The organism is Krasilnikovia sp. M28-CT-15 (assembly GCF_047159595.1).
Taxonomy (GTDB): domain Bacteria; phylum Actinomycetota; class Actinomycetes; order Mycobacteriales; family Micromonosporaceae; genus Actinoplanes.
Window position 1 is genome coordinate 2,134,533 of sequence record NZ_BAAGAK010000001.1, and the last position, 17,955, is coordinate 2,152,487.

Sequence of the window (17,955 nt, forward strand, 5' to 3'; positions counted from 1 at the left end):
TCACTGGTGCCCGCCGATACGGGCGACCGGCTGGCCGGGCGCCACGGGGTCGTCGTGATGGGCGAGCCACTCGGTGAGTACCCCGGCGGCGTGTGCCGCCACATCCACGTTGCCCTGCCGGGTGACGACCTGTCCGACGGTCTGGCCAGCCTGTACGTCCTGGCCCTCGGCGAGGCCCTCGGCGGGCTGGAACGTGCCCGCGTTCGCGGCGACCACGACGTGGAACAGCGGGGTCGGCTCGAGGCTGGGCGCCACGCCGTGCCGGGCGATCAGGTCGCGCGCGGCCGGCAGATCGGCGGGGGAGTTGAGCGTGACGATCTCGGGGACGCCGTGCGCCTTGAGCTCGCGCTTGATCAGTCCGGCCAGGGTGCCCGCGGGCGGCAGCTCGATGACCCCGGTGACCCCCAGGTCGCGCAGCGTACGCATGCACAGGTCCCAGCGCACCGGCGCGGTCACCTGGCGCACCAGGCGCTGCAGCGCCTCGCGGCCGTGTACGACCGCGGCGCCGTCGAGGTTGGAGAGCAGGATGCGGGCCGGGTCACTCACGGTCACTCCACCGGCCAGCGCGGCGAGTGCCTGCTCGGCCGGTGCCATGTACGGGGTGTGGAACGCGCCCGCGACCGGTAGCGCGATGACCCGGGTCAGCTCCGGCCGCTCGGCGGCGAACTTCTCGAGCGCCTCGGTCGCGCCGGCGGCCACGATCTGCCCGGCGCCGTTGCGGTTGGCCGAGTACAGGCCGGCCGCCTCGATCGCGGCCAGCACCGCGGCCTCGTCGCCGCCCAGGACCGCGGACATGCCGGTCGGTTCGAGGGCGCACGCGGCGGCCATCTCGCGGCCACGGACCCCGGCGAGCGTGACGGCCGCCTCGGCGGGCAGCACCCCGGCGAGGGCGGCGGCGCTGAGCTCGCCGACGCTGTGCCCGGCGACCAGGCCGACGTCGTACAGGGGCAGGTGCTCGGCGGCCAGCAGGGCGGCCGCCACCAGCAGCGGCTGGGTGCGGGCGGTGTCCTTGATCTCGTCGGCGCCGGCCTCGGTGCCGAGGTGGATCAGATCGACGCCGGAGAGGGCCGACCACCACCGCAGCCGGGCTTCGGCGCCGGGCAGTTCCAGCCAGGGGGCGAGGAAGCCGGGCTTCTGGGCGCCCTGTCCGGGCGAGAGTACGGCGAGCACGCCTTGACTCTTCCGGATGTCCGGCCGCGGCGCGGTAGCCGCCGGGCACGAAACCGTACTACCAGCGTTGTGGTATTCCTACAAAAGCACGGACGGTATCCGAATTTTGTACGGAATTGTCAGCCCGCGGGGTCGAGGCGACCGATCGCCAGCGCCATCCGCAACGCGAACGCGTCCCGGCCGTCCAGCGGCGACAGCCCGGTGACCTCGGCGATCCGCTTCAGCCGGTAGCGCACCGTGTTCGGGTGCACGTACAGCTCGCGGGCCGCGCTCTCCAGCACAGCCCCGGTCGAGAAGAAGGCGTCCAGCGTCTCCAGCAGGCCGCCGCCGGCCCGCAGCACCGCCCCGTACGCGTCGTGCCGCAGCGCCCGCCGCGCCTCCAGGTCCCCCGCCAGGGCCCGCTCGGGCAGCAGCGCGTCCGCGGCGACCGGGACCGGCGCGCCCGGCCACGCCGGGGCGGCCCGGAATCCGGCGAGGGCGGCCCGGGCCGACTCCGTGGCCTGATCCAGGGACGGCACCGCCGGTCCGACCACGATCGGGCCGTCGCCGAAGCTCACGGCCAGCTGCTCGGCGGTGGCCAGCGGGTCCAGCGCCCCGCCCATGACCACGACGAGGCGGTCGCCGTGCACCCCGCCGATCACCTCGATCCTCGCGCGGCGTGCCGCCCGGTAGACGGTGTGCAGCACCGCGGTGATGTCTCCGCCCGGGGAGCGGCCGACCACGACCGCCACCGGTGGGGCGTCCGCCCAGCCCAGCGCCGCGGCGCGGCTGGCCAGGACGTCCGGCGAGTCGCCGCGCAACAGCGCGTCCACCAGCAGGGCCTGCAGCCGGGCGTCCCAGGTGCCCCGGGACTCGGCGGCGCGGGCGTACACCCGGGCGGCCGAGAACGCGATCTCCCGGGAGAACTTGAGGATGGCCGTGGTGAGCGCTTCCTCCTCACCGGCGGCGGCCAGCACGCGCACCTGGGACTCGGCCACGTCGATCGTGACCTTGATCAGCTGGACCGTCTGGGTCAGCGTGATCGACCGGGCGAGGGCCCGGGGGGCCGCGGCGAACACCTCGTCGGAGATCTCCTGCGGGCTGCTGGCCGCGGCACCGCCCGAACGCAGCCACTCCACCAGCGAGCGCACGCCCGCCTGGGCCACGAGCATGACCCAGGAGCGCTGGTCCGCGGGCAGCGCCCGGAACCACGGCAGGGTCTCGTCCATCCGGCTGACGCTCGCGGTGGCCAGCGCCCCGGCCCGCTGCTCGATGCGGCGCAGTGTGGCGGCCAGCGGCGGCTTGTCCGCCGCCGCCCCCGGCGTCACCTTCTGTGCCACACGGTCCAGCCTGTCACGTCCCGGCGCCCCGCTCCGCGCGGCCACGGGATTTTCCGCGCCGGGCCGAGTTGCGAGAAATTTTTCCGGCCAAGTGCCCCGGCTTGGGGCCGGGTGTCCGAAATCGCGGTCCGACCCGGGTACGACTTCGGTCGGTGACCTGGCATGGTTTCGCCTAGCATTGCCGGCCACGGTGCGGTCGGGGGTTAACCCGGGCCGCTCGGTGCCGATGAAAGGCGTGCACGCGACACCACTCGCAGCAGCGAGGGCCGCACACACGCGCGGCGGACCGAGGGGAGGCGAGATGACGGAGCAATCAGGCAGCCAGGTGCACGCCGACGACGATCCGTTCGCCGCCGACGAGCCGCAGTCCGCCGCGATCGTCCCGGTCCCCGCCGACGAGCCGGTCGGCGACGTGCCGTCCCGCGGCGCCTGCCGGACCACCCTGCACGGCTGGGCCGGCGCCCACCTGCACGGCGCGGTGCGTCCGCGCCGTCGCGCGACCGGCCGTGGCCGCCCGCCCGGCAGGTGGTGCTAGCCCACCCGGCTCACCCGCTCGGGTGGTTGGTGAAGCGGGACCGGGCGCGTCCGGCGGCGCGCAGGCGCTCGCCCGGACACCGTGACCTGGTGGACGACAAACGGCGGCTCATCCTCGACCAGGCACTTGCTCTCGTCGACGAGCAGGGCCTGGGCGCGATGTCGATGCGGGCCGTCGCGGAGCGCGTCGGGCTGACCTCGATGGCGCTCTATCCGTACGTCGGGGGCAAGGACGCCCTGCTCGACGGGCTGGTCGACCTGCTGCACAGCGAACTCGGGACCGCGTACGGGTCGGAGCTGTCCGAGATCGACTGGCGCGACCGGCTGCGCGCCCTGGGCCGGGCGGTACGGGGCCTCGCCCGCAAGCATCCCGCCGCGTACCCGTTGTTGCTGAACCGCCCCGCGGCCGGTGCTTCCGCGTCCTGGCTGACCGCGGCGCTGCGCGGCACCCTGCACGACGCGGGGGTGCCGGCGCCGGCCGTGCCGCGGCTGACGCGGATGATCTGTGCCTTCCTGCTGGGCTACACCACCGGGGAAGTCACCGGTGGGCTGCCCCCGGGCGACGACCAGGCGCAGGCGGACGCGGACGCGGAGTTCGACGCGGACCTGGAGGACCTGGTCCGGCTCGTCGAGGTGGCCGCCGAGCAGCGGTGAGCCGCGCGGAGACCGCCGTCAGACCTTGCGGCGGATCAGGAACGCGATGCTGCCGAGCCCGACCAGGATGACCACCACGATCGCGCCGTTGAGCATCATCAGCTCGCGCATCTCGGTCAACAGGGTGTTGACCCCCTCGGCCGGGTCCAGCTCCTCGACCTCGACCTGATGGCCGATCCCGCCGCCGATCCCGCCGCTGAGCACGTCCGGCTTCGGCTCCAGCGGCACCCCGCTGACCCGCAGCGACTCGTGCATGCTCAGCCGCCCGTAGAACCAGGCGTCCGAGCTCTTGCCCTCCGGCTGCCGGCCGGGCCGGTGTGCGCGCGGGCCGCCCTTGGCGAGCGGGAACAGCTCGAACACCCGGAAGGGCTCGTTCTGGACCAGGACGGTGACCGTGTACTTGGGGCCGAGCCGGCTCGCCGACGGCGCGACGGTCTGCGACCGCGCGCCGGAGAGCCAGCTCACCTCGCTGAGCATCCGGTCGAAGAGCTGCTTCTGCACGGCCGCGTCGAGGACGAGCTTGTCCTCGAGCTCCTTGCCGGTGATCTCCAGGGAGGTCGGCCCCGGGGGTGCCTTGGGCCCCGTGAGTGGTCCGGCCGCGCCCGGCGCCTCGGCCGCCACCTCGGTGGCGGTGAGTGTTCGGGTGCTCGCGGACGGTTGCGACGCGGCTTGTGCCGAGGGCGCGAGTCCGAACACGAGGGTGACCGCGGCCACGGTCGCCCCGGTCGCTGACCAGAACCGTGCAAAAGCCCTTCGTACCATCGTCCGGCCTCCCCGCCCCGTGGACATGGCTTTGTGTAGAGCTGGTCGCGCCACGGCGGACAGGTTGGGGGTCCGGCGTCGGCACGGCGCGGTACTGCCAGCCTTTCCCGGACGGTGGTCGGCGCGCATCTGCCGATAGGCCGAACTGCGGCTAACTGGGAAGGGCTGAGCGGCGACGACATCCGTTGATCAGCGGCCGAATAGTACCCACCGGGAGCAAGATGGTGGGGGCATGGTCACCCGTGAAGCTGACCCTCGCGAGCAGCTGATTGTCACCCGGATGCGACTGTCCGCCACAGAAAACGGGCCATTGGGGAAATCCGGCCCGCCGAGCGCGTCGATCGCGGTCGGCGGGCGGTGCCGAGTGGATGGACCGGTGTCTGAGATCACCCCGCGAGGCGGGCCCGGGCCGCGGCGAGCCGGGCCAGCACACGCTCTCGGCCGAGCACCTCGAGCGATTCGAACAGCGGCAGGCCCACCGTGCGCCCGGTCACCGCGACCCGGATCGGCGCCTGTGTCTTGCCCAGCTTCAGCCCCCGCTGCTCGCCGACGTGTTCCAGGGCGGCCTTGAGCGGCTCGGCGGCCCAGGTGCCGAGCGCGGCGAACTCCGCTGCGGCGGCGTCGAGGATGTCCGCTGCGCCCTCCTTCATGGCCTTTGCCCAGGAGGCGTCGTCGGCCGGCGGCTCGTCGAGGAACAAGAAGTCGACGTACTCGACGATCTCGCTGAGCACCGCGATCCGGGTCTGCGCCAGCGGGGCCACCGCGGCGAACAGGGTCGCGTCGAACGCCTCCGGCCGCCACGGCGGCGCGGGGATGGTCTCCGTGCCCTGCAGCCACGGCGCGCACACCGCGGCGAATTCCTGCCCGGACAGCGCCCGGATGTACTCGCCGTTGAACGCCCGCAGCTTCTTGACGTCGAAGAACGCGGGGGAGTGGTTCACGTCCTCGAGCCGGAACTCCTGCTCGACCACGGACCACGGCACGATCTCCCGGTCGCCCGAGGGCGCCCAGCCCAGCAGCATGAGGTAGTTGCGCATCGCGGCGGCGAGGTAGCCCTCGTCCCGGTACGCCTCCAGCGCGACCTTGTCCCGGCGCTTGGACAGCTTCTGCCGCTTCTCGTTGACGATGACCGGCACGTGCGCCCACACCGGCGGCTTGACCCCCAGCGCCTCCCACAGCAGCTGCTGCTTCGGGGTGTTGGGCAGGTGCTCCTCGGCGCGGATCACGTGGGTGATGCCCATCGACATGTCGTCCACCACGTTGGCCAGCAGGAACACCGCCGAGCCGTCGCTGCGGGCGATGACGAAGTCCTCGAGCAGCCGGTTCTCGAACGTGGGCTCGCCGCGGACCAGGTCGACCACCACGGTCTCGCCCTCGTCCGGCGTACGGAAGCGCAGCGCCCGGCCCTCACCCGGGCCGAGCCCGCGGTCGCGGCAGAAGCCGTCGTAGCCGGTGTGCTTGTTGCCCGTGCGCGCGACGGCGTCCTCGCGGGTGCAGTCGCAGTAGTACGCCCGGCCCTCGGCGTACAGGCGGGTGGCGGCGGCGGTGTGGTCGGCCGCGTACGACGACTGGAAGTGCGGGCCCTCGTACGTGCCGCGTTCGATGCCGATCCAGTCCAGCGCGGAGAGGATGCCCTCGGTCCACTCGGGACGGTTGCGGGCGGCGTCGGTGTCCTCGATCCGCAGGACGAACACGCCCCCGGTCTGCTGGGCGACGATCCAGTTCTGCAGGGCGGAGCGGGCACCGCCGACGTGGAACATTCCGGTCGGCGACGGGGCGAAACGTACGCGTACTGTCACGCGCCCCAGCCTACCTAGGCGACCGAACGGATTTTCACCACCATGACCGACCCGAGCAACGTCACCCCCGCGGTCACCGCGTACAGGGTGGGATAGCCACCGAGGTGGGTGACCACGGGGGCCGCCAGCGCCGGGCCGAGCACCTGCGGCGCCGCCGTGGCAATGTTGATCACCCCGAGGTCCTTCCCCCGGTCGGTGGCCGCGGGAAGCACCTGGGTGATCAACGCGGTGTCGACTGCCAGGTAAACCCCGTATCCGGCGCCCAGCAGCACCGACCCGACCAGCGCCGCGGGCCAGGTGGGCCAGAGCGCCAGCAGCAGCGCGGCGACCGCGATCACCACGCCGGACAAGACCACGAACGGCTTGCGCCGCCCCAGCCGGTCGGAGAGCCGCCCGCCGACGACCGCGGTGGCGACCATGCCCACGGTGTACAGCAGGATCATGATCAGCAGCCCGGTCTCGGGGTCGGCCAGGCGGACCTGGTCGGTGAGGAAGTACAGCAGGTACAGGGTGCCGAGCGCGTTGCCGAGCTGCACCAGGAAGCGGGTGCCCCAGGCCCAGGTGAAGTCCGGGTGGTCCCGGAACACCGCCCACCACGGCGGGGTCCGGCCCCGCTGGACCGCCGCCTCATGGGGCAGCGGGTCGTCCGGAGTGCGCAGCGCGAACGGGACCACCAGCACCACCAGCAGCGCGGTCATCGCCAGGTAGCCGCCGGCCACCCCGGTCACCACGGCGGCGCACAGCACGGCGCCCAGCACCAGGCCCAGCGCCTGCGGCATGCCGACCCAGCCGGAGACCAGGCCGCGCTGGTGGATCGGCACCCGGTCGGGTACGGCGGCGGACAGGCTGGCCAGCATCACGTTGAGCCCGACCTGGGCACCGGCCCAGCCCGCGGCCACCCCGACGACTGAGCCCTGCCGGGTCAGCAGGACCAGCGACAGCGCGGAGACCAGCGCGCCGCCGAGGGTCCAGACGTGCCGCCGCCCGTACGCGCGCCCACCGATCCGCAGCCGGGTCCGGTCGGACAGCGCCCCCGCGAGGGGGTTGACCACGATGGCCACCAGTGCCCCGACGCCGGTGACCCAGCCGAGTGCCGCCTCCTTGCCGGTCACCCCGAGTGCCGCGATCTGCTCCGGGAGCAGGATCTGGACCGGGGTGAAGAAGGCCATCCACAGGCCCAGGTTGGCGGCGAACAGCAGCCCGATCCACGAGCGCCGCACCGGAGTGACCGGCTCGGCCAGCGCCGCCGGCGCGCCCTGGGTGACGCTCATGGCACCTCCCCGAGAACGCGAAAGTTGCTCGGAGATTAGTGGATGCTGGTGCGCGCCGGAAGGGCGCGCGGCGCACGGCGACCCGATGGCTACCGCACCGCCGGGTCGACGCGGCCGAACCGGCTCGCAGGGACCGCGACGACGCGGGGCCCGCCGCTACCGCGACGGGCCCCGACGTGCGAGACGGATCAGCTGTCCCCGCCGGTCTCCCCGACCGGAGCGGCGTTCACGTCGTCGATCGCGTACTTCTTGGCGGCCTCCGCCGGGACGTGCGGCGGCACCTCGCCGCGCAATGCCAGCTGGCGCAACGTCGCCACCGTGACCGACTCCGCGTCCACGTGGAAGTGGCGGCGCAGCGCGTGCCGGGTGTCGCTCATGCCGAAACCGTCCGTGCCCAGCGACGTCCAGTCGTTCGGCACCCACCGGGACACCAGGTCCGGCACGGCCCGCATCCAGTCGCTGACCGCCACCGCCGGGCCGCGGCTGCCCTCCAGCTTGCGCTGGATGAACGGCTTACGCGGCTCGTCGCCGGGGTGCAGCAGGTTGTGCTCCTCGGCCTCGATCGCGTCGCGGCGCAGCTCCGTCCACGAGGTCACCGACCACACGTCCGCGGCCACCCCCCAGTCCTGGGCCAGCAGCGCCTGCGCCTTCAGCGCCCACTGCATGCCGGTACCGGAGGCCAGCAACTGCGCGCCCGGGCCGTTGGTCTGCGGGGCCGCCGCGTACCGGTAGATGCCCTTGAGCAGACCCTCGACGTCCACACCCTCCGGCTCGGCGGGCTGCACGATCGGCTCGTTGTAGACCGTCAGGTAGTAGAAGACGTTCTCCTGCTGCTCGCCGTACATGCGGTGCAGGCCGTTCTCCATGATGTGTGCGATCTCGAACGCGAACGCCGGGTCGTACGCCACCACGGCCGGGTTGGTCGCCGCGATCAGCATCGAGTGTCCGTCCTCGTGCTGCAGGCCCTCACCGTTGAGCGTGGTCCGCCCCGCGGTCGCGCCCAGCAGGAAGCCGCGGGTCATCTGGTCGGCGGCCGCCCACAGCTCGTCCGCGGTGCGCTGGAAACCGAACATCGAATAGAAGATGTACAGCGGGATCATCGGCTCGCCGTGCGTGGCGTACGACGTGCCCGCCGCGGTGAAGCTGGCGCACGAACCGGCCTCGTTGATCCCCTCGTGCAGGATCTGGCCGTTGGTGGCCTCCTTGTAGGACAGGAACAGCTCCCGGTCCACCGAGGTGTACGTCTGGCCGTGCGGCGAGTAGATCTTCCGCGTCGGGAACAACGAGTCCATGCCGAACGTACGGGCCTCGTCCGGGATGATCGGCACCCAGCGGGCCCCGAACTCCTTGTCCTTCATGATGTCCTTGAGCAGGCGGACGAACGCCATCGTGGTGGCGACCTTCTGCTTGCCCGAGCCCCGCTTGACGTCGCCGAAGCGCTCCGAGGGCGGGATCGCCAACGGGATCGTGGTGGTCCGCCGCGACGGCAGGTAGCCGCCGAGCTCCCGGCGCCGCTCCTGCAGGTACTGCACCTCCTCGGACTTCTCGCCCGGGTGGATGTACGGCGGCAGGTACGGGTTCTCCTCCAGCTGCTTGTCGCTGATGTCGAGGTAGAGCCGGTCCCGGAAGTTCTTCAGGTCGTCCAGGGTCAGCTTCTTCATCTGGTGCGTGGCGTTGCGCGCCTCGAAGTGCGAGCCCAGCGTCCAGCCCTTGATGGTCTTGGCCAGGATCACGGTCGGCTGTCCGGTGTGGTTCACCGCCGCCTGGTACGCCGCGTACAGCTTGCGGTAGTCGTGGCCGCCGCGCTTGAGACCCCAGATCTCGTCGTCGGACATGGCTTCGACCATCTTGCGGGTGCGCGGGTCGCGGCCGAAGAAGTGCTCCCGGACGTACGCGCCGGACTCGCCCTTGTAGGTCTGGTAGTCGCCGTCCGGGGTGACGTTCATGAGGTTGACCAGGGCGCCGTCGCCGTCCGCGGCCAGCAGCGGGTCCCACTCCCGGCCCCAGATGACCTTGATGACGTTCCACCCGGCGCCGCGGAAGAACGACTCCAGCTCCTGGATGACCTTGCCGTTGCCGCGGACCGGGCCGTCGAGGCGCTGCAGGTTGCAGTTGATGACGAAGGTGAGGTTGTCCAGCTCCTCGCGGGCGGCCACGCCGATCGCGCCGAGCGACTCCACCTCGTCCATTTCGCCGTCACCCAGGTACGCCCACACCCGCTGGCCGCTGGTGTCCTTGATCCCGCGGTTGTGCAGGTAGCGGTTGAACCGGGCCTGGTAGATCGCGTTCAGCGGGCCCAGGCCCATGCTGACCGTCGGGAACTCCCAGAAGTTCGGCATCAGCCGCGGATGCGGGTACGACGGCAGGCCGCCACCCGGGTGCGACAGCTCCTGACGGAACCCGTCGAGCTGGTCCGTGCTCAGCCGTCCCTCCAGGAACGCGCGGGCGTACATGCCCGGCGACGCGTGGCCCTGGAAGAAGATGTGGTCGCCGCCGCCCGGGTGGTCCTTGCCGCGGAAGAAGTGGTTCATGCCGACCTCGTAGAGGCTGGCGCTCGACGCGTACGTCGAGATGTGGCCGCCCACGCCGATCTCCGGGCGCTGCGCGCGGTGCACCAGCATCGCGGCGTTCCACCGGGTCAGCCGACGGATCCGGCGCTCCAGGCTCTCGTCACCCGGGAACCACGGCTCCGCCTCCGGCGGGATCGTGTTGATGTAGTCGGTGGCGGTCAGCGGCGGGACGCCGATGTGTCGCTCCCGGGCGCGCTCCAGCAGGCGCAGCATGACGTACCGGGCTCGTTTGGCACCGCGGTCGTCGATGACACCGTCGAGCGACTCGACCCACTCCGAGGTTTCCTCGGGGTCGATGTCCGGAAGCTGGCTCGGCAGGCCATCGCTGATCACCGGGCGCTTGCGCTCCGTGGCCACAGGCATTCCTCTGGGTTCGTATCGGACCACGCGCCCCATCGTGTGTCCGGCGCGCGGGAATGCCTCCATCCTGCCCCCTGACGGTGGCTGGCGTCACGCCTACCGTCCCCCTACGCGACGCTCGACACAGGTACTGACCAGTAACTTCTCATCCCTCCAGGAAGGAGAGGCGGACCTGCCGGCTCGGATTGTCGCCGTTCGGGTCCACGAGGCAGATCGACTGCCAGGTGCCGAGCGCGATCCGGCCGCCGATCACGGGCAGTGTCGCGTACGGGGCGATCCACGCGGGCAGCACGTGGTCACGGCCGTGCCCCGCCGAGCCGTGCCGGTGCCGCCACCGGTCGTCGGCGGGCAGCAGCTCGCCGATCGCGGTCAGCAGGTCGTCGTCCGAACCGGCCCCGGTCTCGATGATCGCCACCCCGGCCGTCGCGTGCGGCACGAACACGTGCAGCAGGCCGTCACCGCGGCCCGTCACGAACGCTTCCGCCTCCCGGGTGATGTCGACGACGGTCGGACGGTCGCCGGTCCGGATGGTGATCACTTCAGTGCGCACGGGCCGAGTCTGTCACGGTCAGTGGCACACGCCCGAACCCGCGTCGGTGAAGCGCGAGCCCGGCAGCGGCAGGAACTGCCACCGGTACGCGCCGGACGACAGCGTCAGCTTCAGCACCCCGTACGTCCGGTCGTTGCGGACCTGGCTGTGCGCCGCCCGCCGCCCGAACGTGTGCAACGGGGCACCCCCGGTGCCCACCACGAACGCCCGGATGCCGCGCCCCGGATCGGCCCGGCCGTCGGCGTCCTGCGGCGCGAACCGCTCGTACGTGTGGTTGTGCCCGGTCAGCAGCACTTCCACCCCGGCCGCGTGCAACGTGCGCACCAGCGGCCGGGTCCCGGTGGCCGGGGAGTGCCGGGCGACGGAGGTGAACAGCGGGTGGTGCGCCACGGCCACAGTGCACCGGGCCCCGGAGGCGGCCAGATCCGTACGCAGCCACCGCTGTTGCGCCGAGCCGGACCGGCAGGAGACCACGCCGCAGTTCGTGTTGAGCACCACGACGTGCCAGGCGCCCACGTTGAAGGAGTAGTAGCCGCGGCCGCGCGGCCCCGCCGCCGTACCGAAGTAGTCGAAGTAGGGCCGGGCCCCCACGACGTGGTACTCGTGATTGCCCAGGGCGGGCCGGGTGCGCCCGCGCAGACGGCCCCAGCTCAGCCCGTAGCAGCGCTGGAAGTCCGCAGCGGTGCCGTCGGGGTAGGCGTTGTCGCCCAGCGTGAACACCGTTCCCGGCTGCGCCGCCAGCAGTGCGGCCGTCCGGTCGTCCGCGGTGCCCTCGCAGGTGGCGATGTCCCCGGCGCCGATCAGCACGGCGCTCGCCGCCGCGGTCTGCCCCGCGGCGCTGCCCTGCGCCTCCCCGGTTACGGCGGGGGCCGTCCCGTTCGGGGTCGTCTCGTCCGGCCGGGAGGTCGCGCCGTTCGTCGGCGGGCTCGCCCTCCGGTCAGCCGGCGCGGTGGCCGGGCTCGTGCCCCGCGGACCGTCGTCCGAGCAGGCGGCGGGCGTGGCCAGCAGGAGCGCGGCCGTTGCCGCGAGACCGATCCGCCCGAACCCCGGCCTGCCCCACATCCCGCGCCGCCGCCCGTCGTCTCACGTGTACAGGTCGATGACCAGGAAGGTAAGGGCAACGGCCGCGAACCACACCGCCCCCAGCGCCAGCCGCACGACGACCGACCGCAAGATCATGTACCGAGTACAGCACCGGCCGCCGGTCCGCCGCAGCACTTCGCCGGAATCCACGGGGCATGCGGGCGGCCGGGTGTCCCCACCGCGCGGAAGCGGCCGGGATGTTGTCAAGGCGGACTTCTGACATGGCACCACTCGCGCGGGTCGGCAATGCTGGGTCGCGTGACCACCCCGCAGAACCTCGACGAGCGGTTCCGCGACGCGGTGACGGCGCTGTCGCGCCCGTCCTCGCGCCGAACGCCCGACGAGCCGGTCCGCGACGGCGCCGACCTCACCGGCGCGCAGGCCCGCCAGCTCTTCGACGCCCAGCTCACCAGCCGCCATCTCGACCTCGCCGCCCGTTGGCTGCGCAGCTTCAACGAGGGTTTCCACCCGGTCGGCGCCGCCGGGCGCGAGGGCAGTGCCGCCGTGGCCGCCGCGCTGCGGGCCGATGACCCGGCCCTGCTGCACGAGCGCTCGGTGGGGTTCTACTGTGCTCGCGCCGCGGCCGCCGCCCGGACCAGCCCGGCGACCGTACCGACCGGCGTCGCACCGGCGCCCGCCACCGGCGCGGCCGCCGACGAAACCGACGACCAGCCCAGGGACCCGTTCGTCGAAGCCGCACGCGACGTGCTGCGCAGCGTGGTGGCCTCGGCCAGCGAAGCCATGTCCGGTGGCCGCCACCAGGCCCTCGGCCGCGCCGACCTGCACATCGTGCCGACCACGTCGGCGGCGGCCGGGCATCTGCCCCGCGCGGTCGGCCTCGCCTTCGGCCTCACCCGCTCGGACGAACTCGACGGCGTCGACTGCCCGTGGCCCACCGACGCCATCGTGGTCGCCTCGGTCCGCGCCGCGGCCATCGACCACGCCGACGCCGTGGCCGCGCTCAACACCGCCGGACAGCACGACCACGCCGGACAGCGCCTGCCGCTGCTCGTCGTCTGCGAGGACGACGGGCCCGGCCGCGCGGCCGGAAAGCCCACCGGCTGGATCGCGGACATGCTGCGCTCGCGGCCGGGCCTGCGGTACACGGCCGCGGACGGATGCGATCTGGTCGCCACGTACGAGGCCGCCGCCGAGGCCGCCGCCTGGGTGCGCGAGCACCGGCGCCCCGCCGTGCTGCACCTGTCCATGGTCGCGTTGCTGCGCCGGGCCGGGGCGGAACCCGGGCGCGCCGCCAACGGCATCCCTGCCGCCCGTACCCCCGCCGACCGGCTCGCCGAGGACCTCGCCCGGGACCCCCTCGTCGACACCGCCCGGCTGCTCGTCGAGGCCGGCCTGGCCGGCCCGGACGAACTCGTCGCCCGCTACGACGAGGTGGGCTGGCAGGTCCGCAAGGTCGCCGAGGAGGTGCTCGGCGAGCCGAAGCTCACCACCGCGGCCGAGGTCGTCGCCCCGCTGGCGCCCCGCCGGCCCGTCCGGGTCGCCCGTACGGTCGCCGATGCCGCCGCCCGCGCCGCCGGTGCCGGTGCCGCCGCCCGGGCCGCCGCGTTCGGCGGCCGCGTCCCGGAGCAGGCCGGGCCGCTGACCCTGGCCCAGACCGTCAGTGCCGCGCTCACCGATGCCCTGCTGGCCGCGCCGGGTGCCCTGGTGTTCGGCGACGCCGTGACCGCGCGCGGCGGGTACGGGATCACCGGGAACCTGCGCGAACGGTTCGGCCCGGCGCGGGTCTTCGACACCCCCGGCGACGAGACCTCCGTGCTCGGCCTCGGCCTGGGCGCCGGTCTGGCCGGGCTGCTGCCCATCCCGCAGATCCGGCACCTGGCGCACCTGCACCACGCCGCGAGCCAGCTGCGCGGCGAGGCCGCCACGCTGCCGTTCCTCAGCGCCGGAGGGCTACGCAACCCGCTGGTGGTCCGGGTCGCCGGATTCGCCCACGGGCAGCCCAGCGGCGAGCACGTCACCGACGACCAGGCCGTCGCCGCCCTGCGCGACGTACCCGGCCTCGTGGTGGCGGTGCCGGTCCGCCCGGCCGACGCCGCGCCCATGCTGCGCTCGTGCCTGGCCGCGGCCGCGGTCGACGGCTCCGTCTGTGTGTACCTGGAGCCCATCGGGCTCTACCACACCCGTGACCTGCACCAGCCGGGCGACAACGAGTGGTTGTCGCCGTACGCGCCGCCCCGGGACTGGGCCGCCGGGCACGTGCCGATCGGCCGCGCCCGGACCTACCTGGTCGGCGCCGGCGAGGATCTGACCATGCTCACGTTCGGCAACGGCGTACGCATGTCCCTGCGGGTTGCCGCCCGCCTGGCCGAGGAGGGCTACGGGGCCCGGGTGGTCGACCTGCGCTGGCTCAACCCCCTGCCCATCGCCGACCTGGTCCGCGAGGCCAAGGCCACCGGCCGGGTGCTGATCGTCGACGAGACCCGGCGCTCCGGCGGCGTGGGCGAGGGCGTGCTCGCGGCGCTGGTGGACGGCGGGTTCGAGGGCGCCGCCCGGCGGATCGCCGCAGCCGATTCGTTCATTCCGCTCGGTCCGGCGGCGCAACACGTCCTCATCGGGGAAGATGCCATCACACAGGGTGCCCACGACCTGCTGGCACGGTAGATTGCCTCACACTCGGTGTGCCACTTGCGCCCGGGCCGGCAAGTGTGTGGACTACCCCCAAACAAGGTCGGCACCTGTGACCGGCCGCAGCGCAAGAGGTGAGGAGGCATTCGACAGTGAGCGCGACCGCTGGTCAGGCCGCCGACGGCGTACGTAGCCTGGCGGACCGGTTCGGCCTGGAGCCGAACATGGTGGTCATGGAGATGGGCTACGACGACGACGTCGACCAGGATCTCCGCGAGGCCCTGACCGAACGCGTGGGAGACTTGGTCGACGAGGACACCGACGAGGTGGTCGACGCGGTGCTGCTCTGGTATCGCGACGGCGACGGTGACCTGTTCGAGCTGCTCACCGACGCCCTCGGCCCCCTCGCCGACAACGGCGTCGTGTGGCTGCTGACCCCCAAGGCGGGCCGCGAGGGCCACGTCGAGCCCAGCGAGATCAGCGAGTCCGCGCCCACCGCGGGCCTGCAGCAGACCTCCACCGTCAACGCGGGCAAGGACTGGACCGCGCACCGGCTCGTCTCGCCCCGGGGCGCGAAGAAGAAGTAGCCGCCGCGATGCCCGTCGAGATCGGTGCCCCGGCGCCGGACTTCGCCCTCAGGGACCAGAACAACCAGGAGATCCGGCTCGCCGACTTCCGGGGCCGCAAGGCTGTGCTGCTGGTCTTCTACCCGCTCGCGTTCACCGGCGTCTGCCAGGGGGAGCTCGGCGAGATCCAGGAGCGCCTGCCCGAGTACGCCAACCCGGCCGTCCAGGTGCTCACCGTCAGTGTCGACTCGCCGTACAGCCACAAGGTGTGGGCCGAGCGGGAAGGCTGGGAATTCCCGCTGCTGGCCGACTTCTGGCCGCACGGGGCGGTGGCCCAGGCGTACGGGGTCCTCGACGCCGACCGCGGCCACGCCGAACGTGCCACCTTCCTGATCGACGCCGCCGGGGTGGTGCGCTACGCCGAGGTAGGCGCTCCGGGGCAGGCCCGCGATCAGCGCGCCTGGCGGCAGGCCGTCGCGGACCTTGAGGCGGACATCAGGGTACGATGACGGCTCCGGTTCGCCGCGCGACCCGGGCGCGTAGCTCAGTGGGAGAGCACTCGCCTTACAAGCGAGGGGTCGTTGGTTCGAAACCAACCGTGCCCACCGTTCCGAACAGCGGAAATACGCTGCCGATCCGCCCCTCGGCAGCGTTGGGGACCCGCTGACATCCGTTTCTGACATCAATCGGTCGCCCGAAGACCTCGCCGAGCCGACGCACCGTGACCGCTCGTGCGCGGCCTACTGGCGTCCTCGGCCGGCCGCGGCGGTCCGCGCCAGCCGGTCGGATGACCTTGCGGGGGCGGACTTCGAGCTGTGACGATGTGCCGACCGTTCCGAAGGAGCCATCCATGCAGCCACCGCCGCTTCATCCGGTCAATTGACCGGTCCTCCAACCGCTGACGTAAGAACGAGTAACGAACGCAGATGGTCGGCAGGTGGATCATTCATCGCGCGGGAACCGATGTCGGTCCGCACACGTGATGACGCATCTGCCGAAGATCCGGCTCCGAGGGCGAGGGCGAACTCGTGGTGTCAGCCGACGAAGCGATACAAGTCGCATGGCGCGTGGCGCGCGACCATAGGCTCCCGACGGAGGAGATGGAGGCGAAGGTCTACGGCCAGGCCGGTGACACCTTCGACGTGTCGATCTACCGCCCCGGCTACCGCGGCGGCGCAATCACTGTGTTCATCGACAAGGAGACGGGGAATATCGTTCGAACGCAGTTCGAGCGTTGATCCGTCAACGGATTCGCCGACTCGGCTCCATCCTCGAAACACCGCTGTCAACTCCGTGATGGACAACGGCTGGGATCAGTCCTGCTGCCGTGCGCTGGACGGCGGCGGTGCCGGGCCGACCAGCGCGAGGATGACGAGATCGAGGGCGGCCTCGAAGGAGGCGTCGACCGGGTCGGCCGGCCCGAAGGCGCCACCGAGCTCGAGGTCTGCGAAGCCGTGCAGGACCGCGCGCAGGGTGTGGATCAGGTGGATGTTCCGGTCCGGGTCGATGCCGATGTCGGCGAGGACGGTCGTCATCACCTCCACGGGTGCAGCTGCCTTGGCGGCCCATTCGGGATCGGTTTCCGTGCGGGGCACCGGCAGCAACGCCGCGTAGAGGCCGGGATGGGCGCGTGCGAACGCCCGGTACGCCTGTGCGATCGCCCGGATCGACGCGACCGGGCTGGGTTCACCCTCGGCGGCAGCGGCGAGGTACACGGCGAGGCGCTCACTGGCGCGGTGGGAAACGTCCCGCCGGAGCCCGGTGAGTCCGTCCACGTGCGCGTAGAGCGAGGGGGTGCGTACGCCGAGGGCCGCCGCGACCGTGGACAGGCTGACCTCGGCCAGCCCCCGTTTGTCGGCGACATCGGCCGCGGCGGCGACGACCTGGGCCCGGGTGAGCCCTACCTTGCGTCCCATCCGGCTGGTGCCGTCAGGCCGCGCGCTGGACGAGCACCCGGTGGGCGAGGGCGTCGTTCATCGCCTCGAAACCTGTCCGGGTGGACGTTTCCAGTGAGCGGCGCAATGGACGGACGAGCACGCCGTAGAACGTTCCGCTGTGCGACAACTGGCAGCCGGTGGTGGTGGCAGTCAGCTCGAAACGGTGACGTCCGGAGAACAGGCCCGGCACGCCGAGGTGGCTCAGCCACTCGAACAGCTGGCCGGGGTCGGCGGCGGTGATGGTGGGACGCAGTGTGGTGGCGCGGTCACCCGCCCGTACGTGGAGGGTGAGCTGTTCGCCGACGGCGACCGTCCCGGCGGCTTCAGTGATGAACGGGTTCCACGTGCGGTAGGCCGCCAGGTCGACCAGGTGGCGCCAGACGGCTTCCGGCGGTGCCGGGATATTGATCTTGGTGTGCAGGACGTGTCGCATGCGGACTCCCATCTATCTAATGGCATTAGACAGCCTACCTAAGCCGATTAGACAGGTCCAGGCGGCCCACGTCTTCCTCGAGATGTTTCCTGGCTCCGCCGACGGTCCCAGGGCGGCCGCCAGCCGGACCTCCGCCCGGGGTGTCGACGCGGACAGGTCGGCGAGCGCGCCGATCGGGTCGATGGCAGGATCATCGACCGTTTTCGCCGTCGTCGCCCGCATCGCCACCCCCGGCTGCCGCCCGCGATCGTCCTGGACCGGCACAGGGGATTCGCCGGGTCCCGGCGAGCCGAGATCAGGCCCGGCGGGTTGCGGCGGGCGCGCCTTCGGGTTGTCGCGCGGGTCTTGCTCGGGCCGCAGG

16 protein-coding genes and 1 tRNA gene are annotated in these 17,955 nt (G+C 72.4%); 7 read left to right on the forward strand and 10 right to left on the reverse strand.

Going from position 1 to position 17,955, the window contains the following annotated elements; genetic code table 11:
* Positions 1–1,170 carry an acyltransferase domain-containing protein gene (locus tag ACMCNO_RS10170; protein ID WP_412749154.1) on the reverse strand — a complete coding sequence of 390 codons (1,170 nt, stop codon included), beginning with the start codon at positions 1,168–1,170 and terminating at the stop codon, positions 1–3.
* 119 nt (positions 1,171–1,289) lie between these two features.
* Positions 1,290–2,489 carry a PucR family transcriptional regulator gene (locus tag ACMCNO_RS10175; RefSeq protein ID WP_412749155.1) on the reverse strand — a complete coding sequence of 400 codons (1,200 nt, stop codon included), beginning with the start codon at positions 2,487–2,489 and terminating at the stop codon, positions 1,290–1,292.
* 301 nt (positions 2,490–2,790) lie between these two features.
* On the opposite strand from ACMCNO_RS10175, the gene ACMCNO_RS10180 reads away from it, so the two are divergent.
* Positions 2,791–3,024: a hypothetical protein gene (locus tag ACMCNO_RS10180; RefSeq protein WP_412749156.1), complete on the forward strand. Its 234-nt coding sequence runs from the start codon at positions 2,791–2,793 to the stop codon at positions 3,022–3,024.
* A gap of 89 nt (positions 3,025–3,113) precedes the next feature.
* Complete coding sequence (locus ACMCNO_RS10185) at positions 3,114–3,677, forward strand: TetR/AcrR family transcriptional regulator (RefSeq protein ID WP_412749157.1); 564 nt, start codon at positions 3,114–3,116, stop codon at positions 3,675–3,677.
* An 18-nt stretch (positions 3,678–3,695) separates the two neighbouring features.
* Here the strand turns inward: ACMCNO_RS10185 and ACMCNO_RS10190 are convergent, their stop codons facing one another.
* The 6 genes from ACMCNO_RS10190 to ACMCNO_RS10215 all read right to left on the reverse strand — a co-directional run bounded on the left by ACMCNO_RS10190 (position 3,696) and on the right by ACMCNO_RS10215 (position 12,051).
* Positions 3,696–4,391: a hypothetical protein gene (locus ACMCNO_RS10190; RefSeq protein ID WP_412749158.1), complete on the reverse strand. Its 696-nt coding sequence runs from the start codon at positions 4,389–4,391 to the stop codon at positions 3,696–3,698.
* Positions 4,392–4,825: 434 nt separating this feature from the next.
* Positions 4,826–6,238 (reverse strand): glutamate--tRNA ligase, encoded by a 1,413-nt coding sequence (gene gltX / locus ACMCNO_RS10195; RefSeq protein ID WP_412749159.1) that lies wholly within the window; start codon positions 6,236–6,238, stop codon positions 4,826–4,828.
* A gap of 14 nt (positions 6,239–6,252) precedes the next feature.
* Positions 6,253–7,509 carry an MFS transporter gene (locus ACMCNO_RS10200; protein WP_412749160.1) on the reverse strand — a complete coding sequence of 419 codons (1,257 nt, stop codon included), beginning with the start codon at positions 7,507–7,509 and terminating at the stop codon, positions 6,253–6,255.
* A gap of 188 nt (positions 7,510–7,697) precedes the next feature.
* Positions 7,698–10,436, reverse strand: coding sequence for a pyruvate dehydrogenase (acetyl-transferring), homodimeric type (gene aceE, locus ACMCNO_RS10205; RefSeq protein WP_412749161.1), 2,739 nt, complete (start codon positions 10,434–10,436; stop codon positions 7,698–7,700).
* Between the two features lie 148 nt (positions 10,437–10,584).
* A complete protein-coding gene (locus ACMCNO_RS10210; RefSeq protein ID WP_412749162.1) occupies positions 10,585–10,989 on the reverse strand; it encodes a YjbQ family protein in 405 nt (134 codons plus the stop codon).
* 18 nt (positions 10,990–11,007) lie between these two features.
* Positions 11,008–12,051 carry a metallophosphoesterase family protein gene (locus ACMCNO_RS10215; RefSeq protein ID WP_412749163.1) on the reverse strand — a complete coding sequence of 348 codons (1,044 nt, stop codon included), beginning with the start codon at positions 12,049–12,051 and terminating at the stop codon, positions 11,008–11,010.
* A gap of 267 nt (positions 12,052–12,318) precedes the next feature.
* Between ACMCNO_RS10215 and ACMCNO_RS10220 the strand changes: the two genes are divergently transcribed.
* From ACMCNO_RS10220 to ACMCNO_RS10240, 5 genes are all read left to right on the forward strand, one after another.
* Positions 12,319–14,694: a transketolase C-terminal domain-containing protein gene (locus ACMCNO_RS10220; RefSeq protein ID WP_412749164.1), complete on the forward strand. Its 2,376-nt coding sequence runs from the start codon at positions 12,319–12,321 to the stop codon at positions 14,692–14,694.
* A gap of 116 nt (positions 14,695–14,810) precedes the next feature.
* Positions 14,811–15,245: a DUF3052 domain-containing protein gene (locus ACMCNO_RS10225; RefSeq protein WP_412749165.1), complete on the forward strand. Its 435-nt coding sequence runs from the start codon at positions 14,811–14,813 to the stop codon at positions 15,243–15,245.
* 8 nt (positions 15,246–15,253) lie between these two features.
* The gene (locus tag ACMCNO_RS10230) at positions 15,254–15,733 is read left to right on the forward strand and encodes a peroxiredoxin (RefSeq protein WP_412749166.1); all 480 of its coding nucleotides are present in this window, start codon (positions 15,254–15,256) and stop codon (positions 15,731–15,733) included.
* Positions 15,734–15,757: 24 nt separating this feature from the next.
* Positions 15,758–15,829: transfer RNA gene (locus ACMCNO_RS10235), tRNA-Val, on the forward strand.
* Between the two features lie 495 nt (positions 15,830–16,324).
* A complete protein-coding gene (locus ACMCNO_RS10240; protein WP_412749167.1) occupies positions 16,325–16,462 on the forward strand; it encodes a hypothetical protein in 138 nt (45 codons plus the stop codon).
* 75 nt (positions 16,463–16,537) lie between these two features.
* Here ACMCNO_RS10240 and ACMCNO_RS10245 read toward each other — a convergent pair whose 3' ends face one another.
* Together ACMCNO_RS10245 and ACMCNO_RS10250 are read right to left on the reverse strand one after the other, a co-directional pair.
* Complete coding sequence (locus ACMCNO_RS10245) at positions 16,538–17,140, reverse strand: TetR/AcrR family transcriptional regulator (RefSeq protein WP_412749168.1); 603 nt, start codon at positions 17,138–17,140, stop codon at positions 16,538–16,540.
* A gap of 13 nt (positions 17,141–17,153) precedes the next feature.
* Positions 17,154–17,594, reverse strand: a complete 441-nt coding sequence (locus tag ACMCNO_RS10250; RefSeq protein ID WP_412749169.1) for an SRPBCC family protein — start codon at positions 17,592–17,594, stop codon at positions 17,154–17,156.
* Positions 17,595–17,955: the final 361 nt, after the last annotated feature.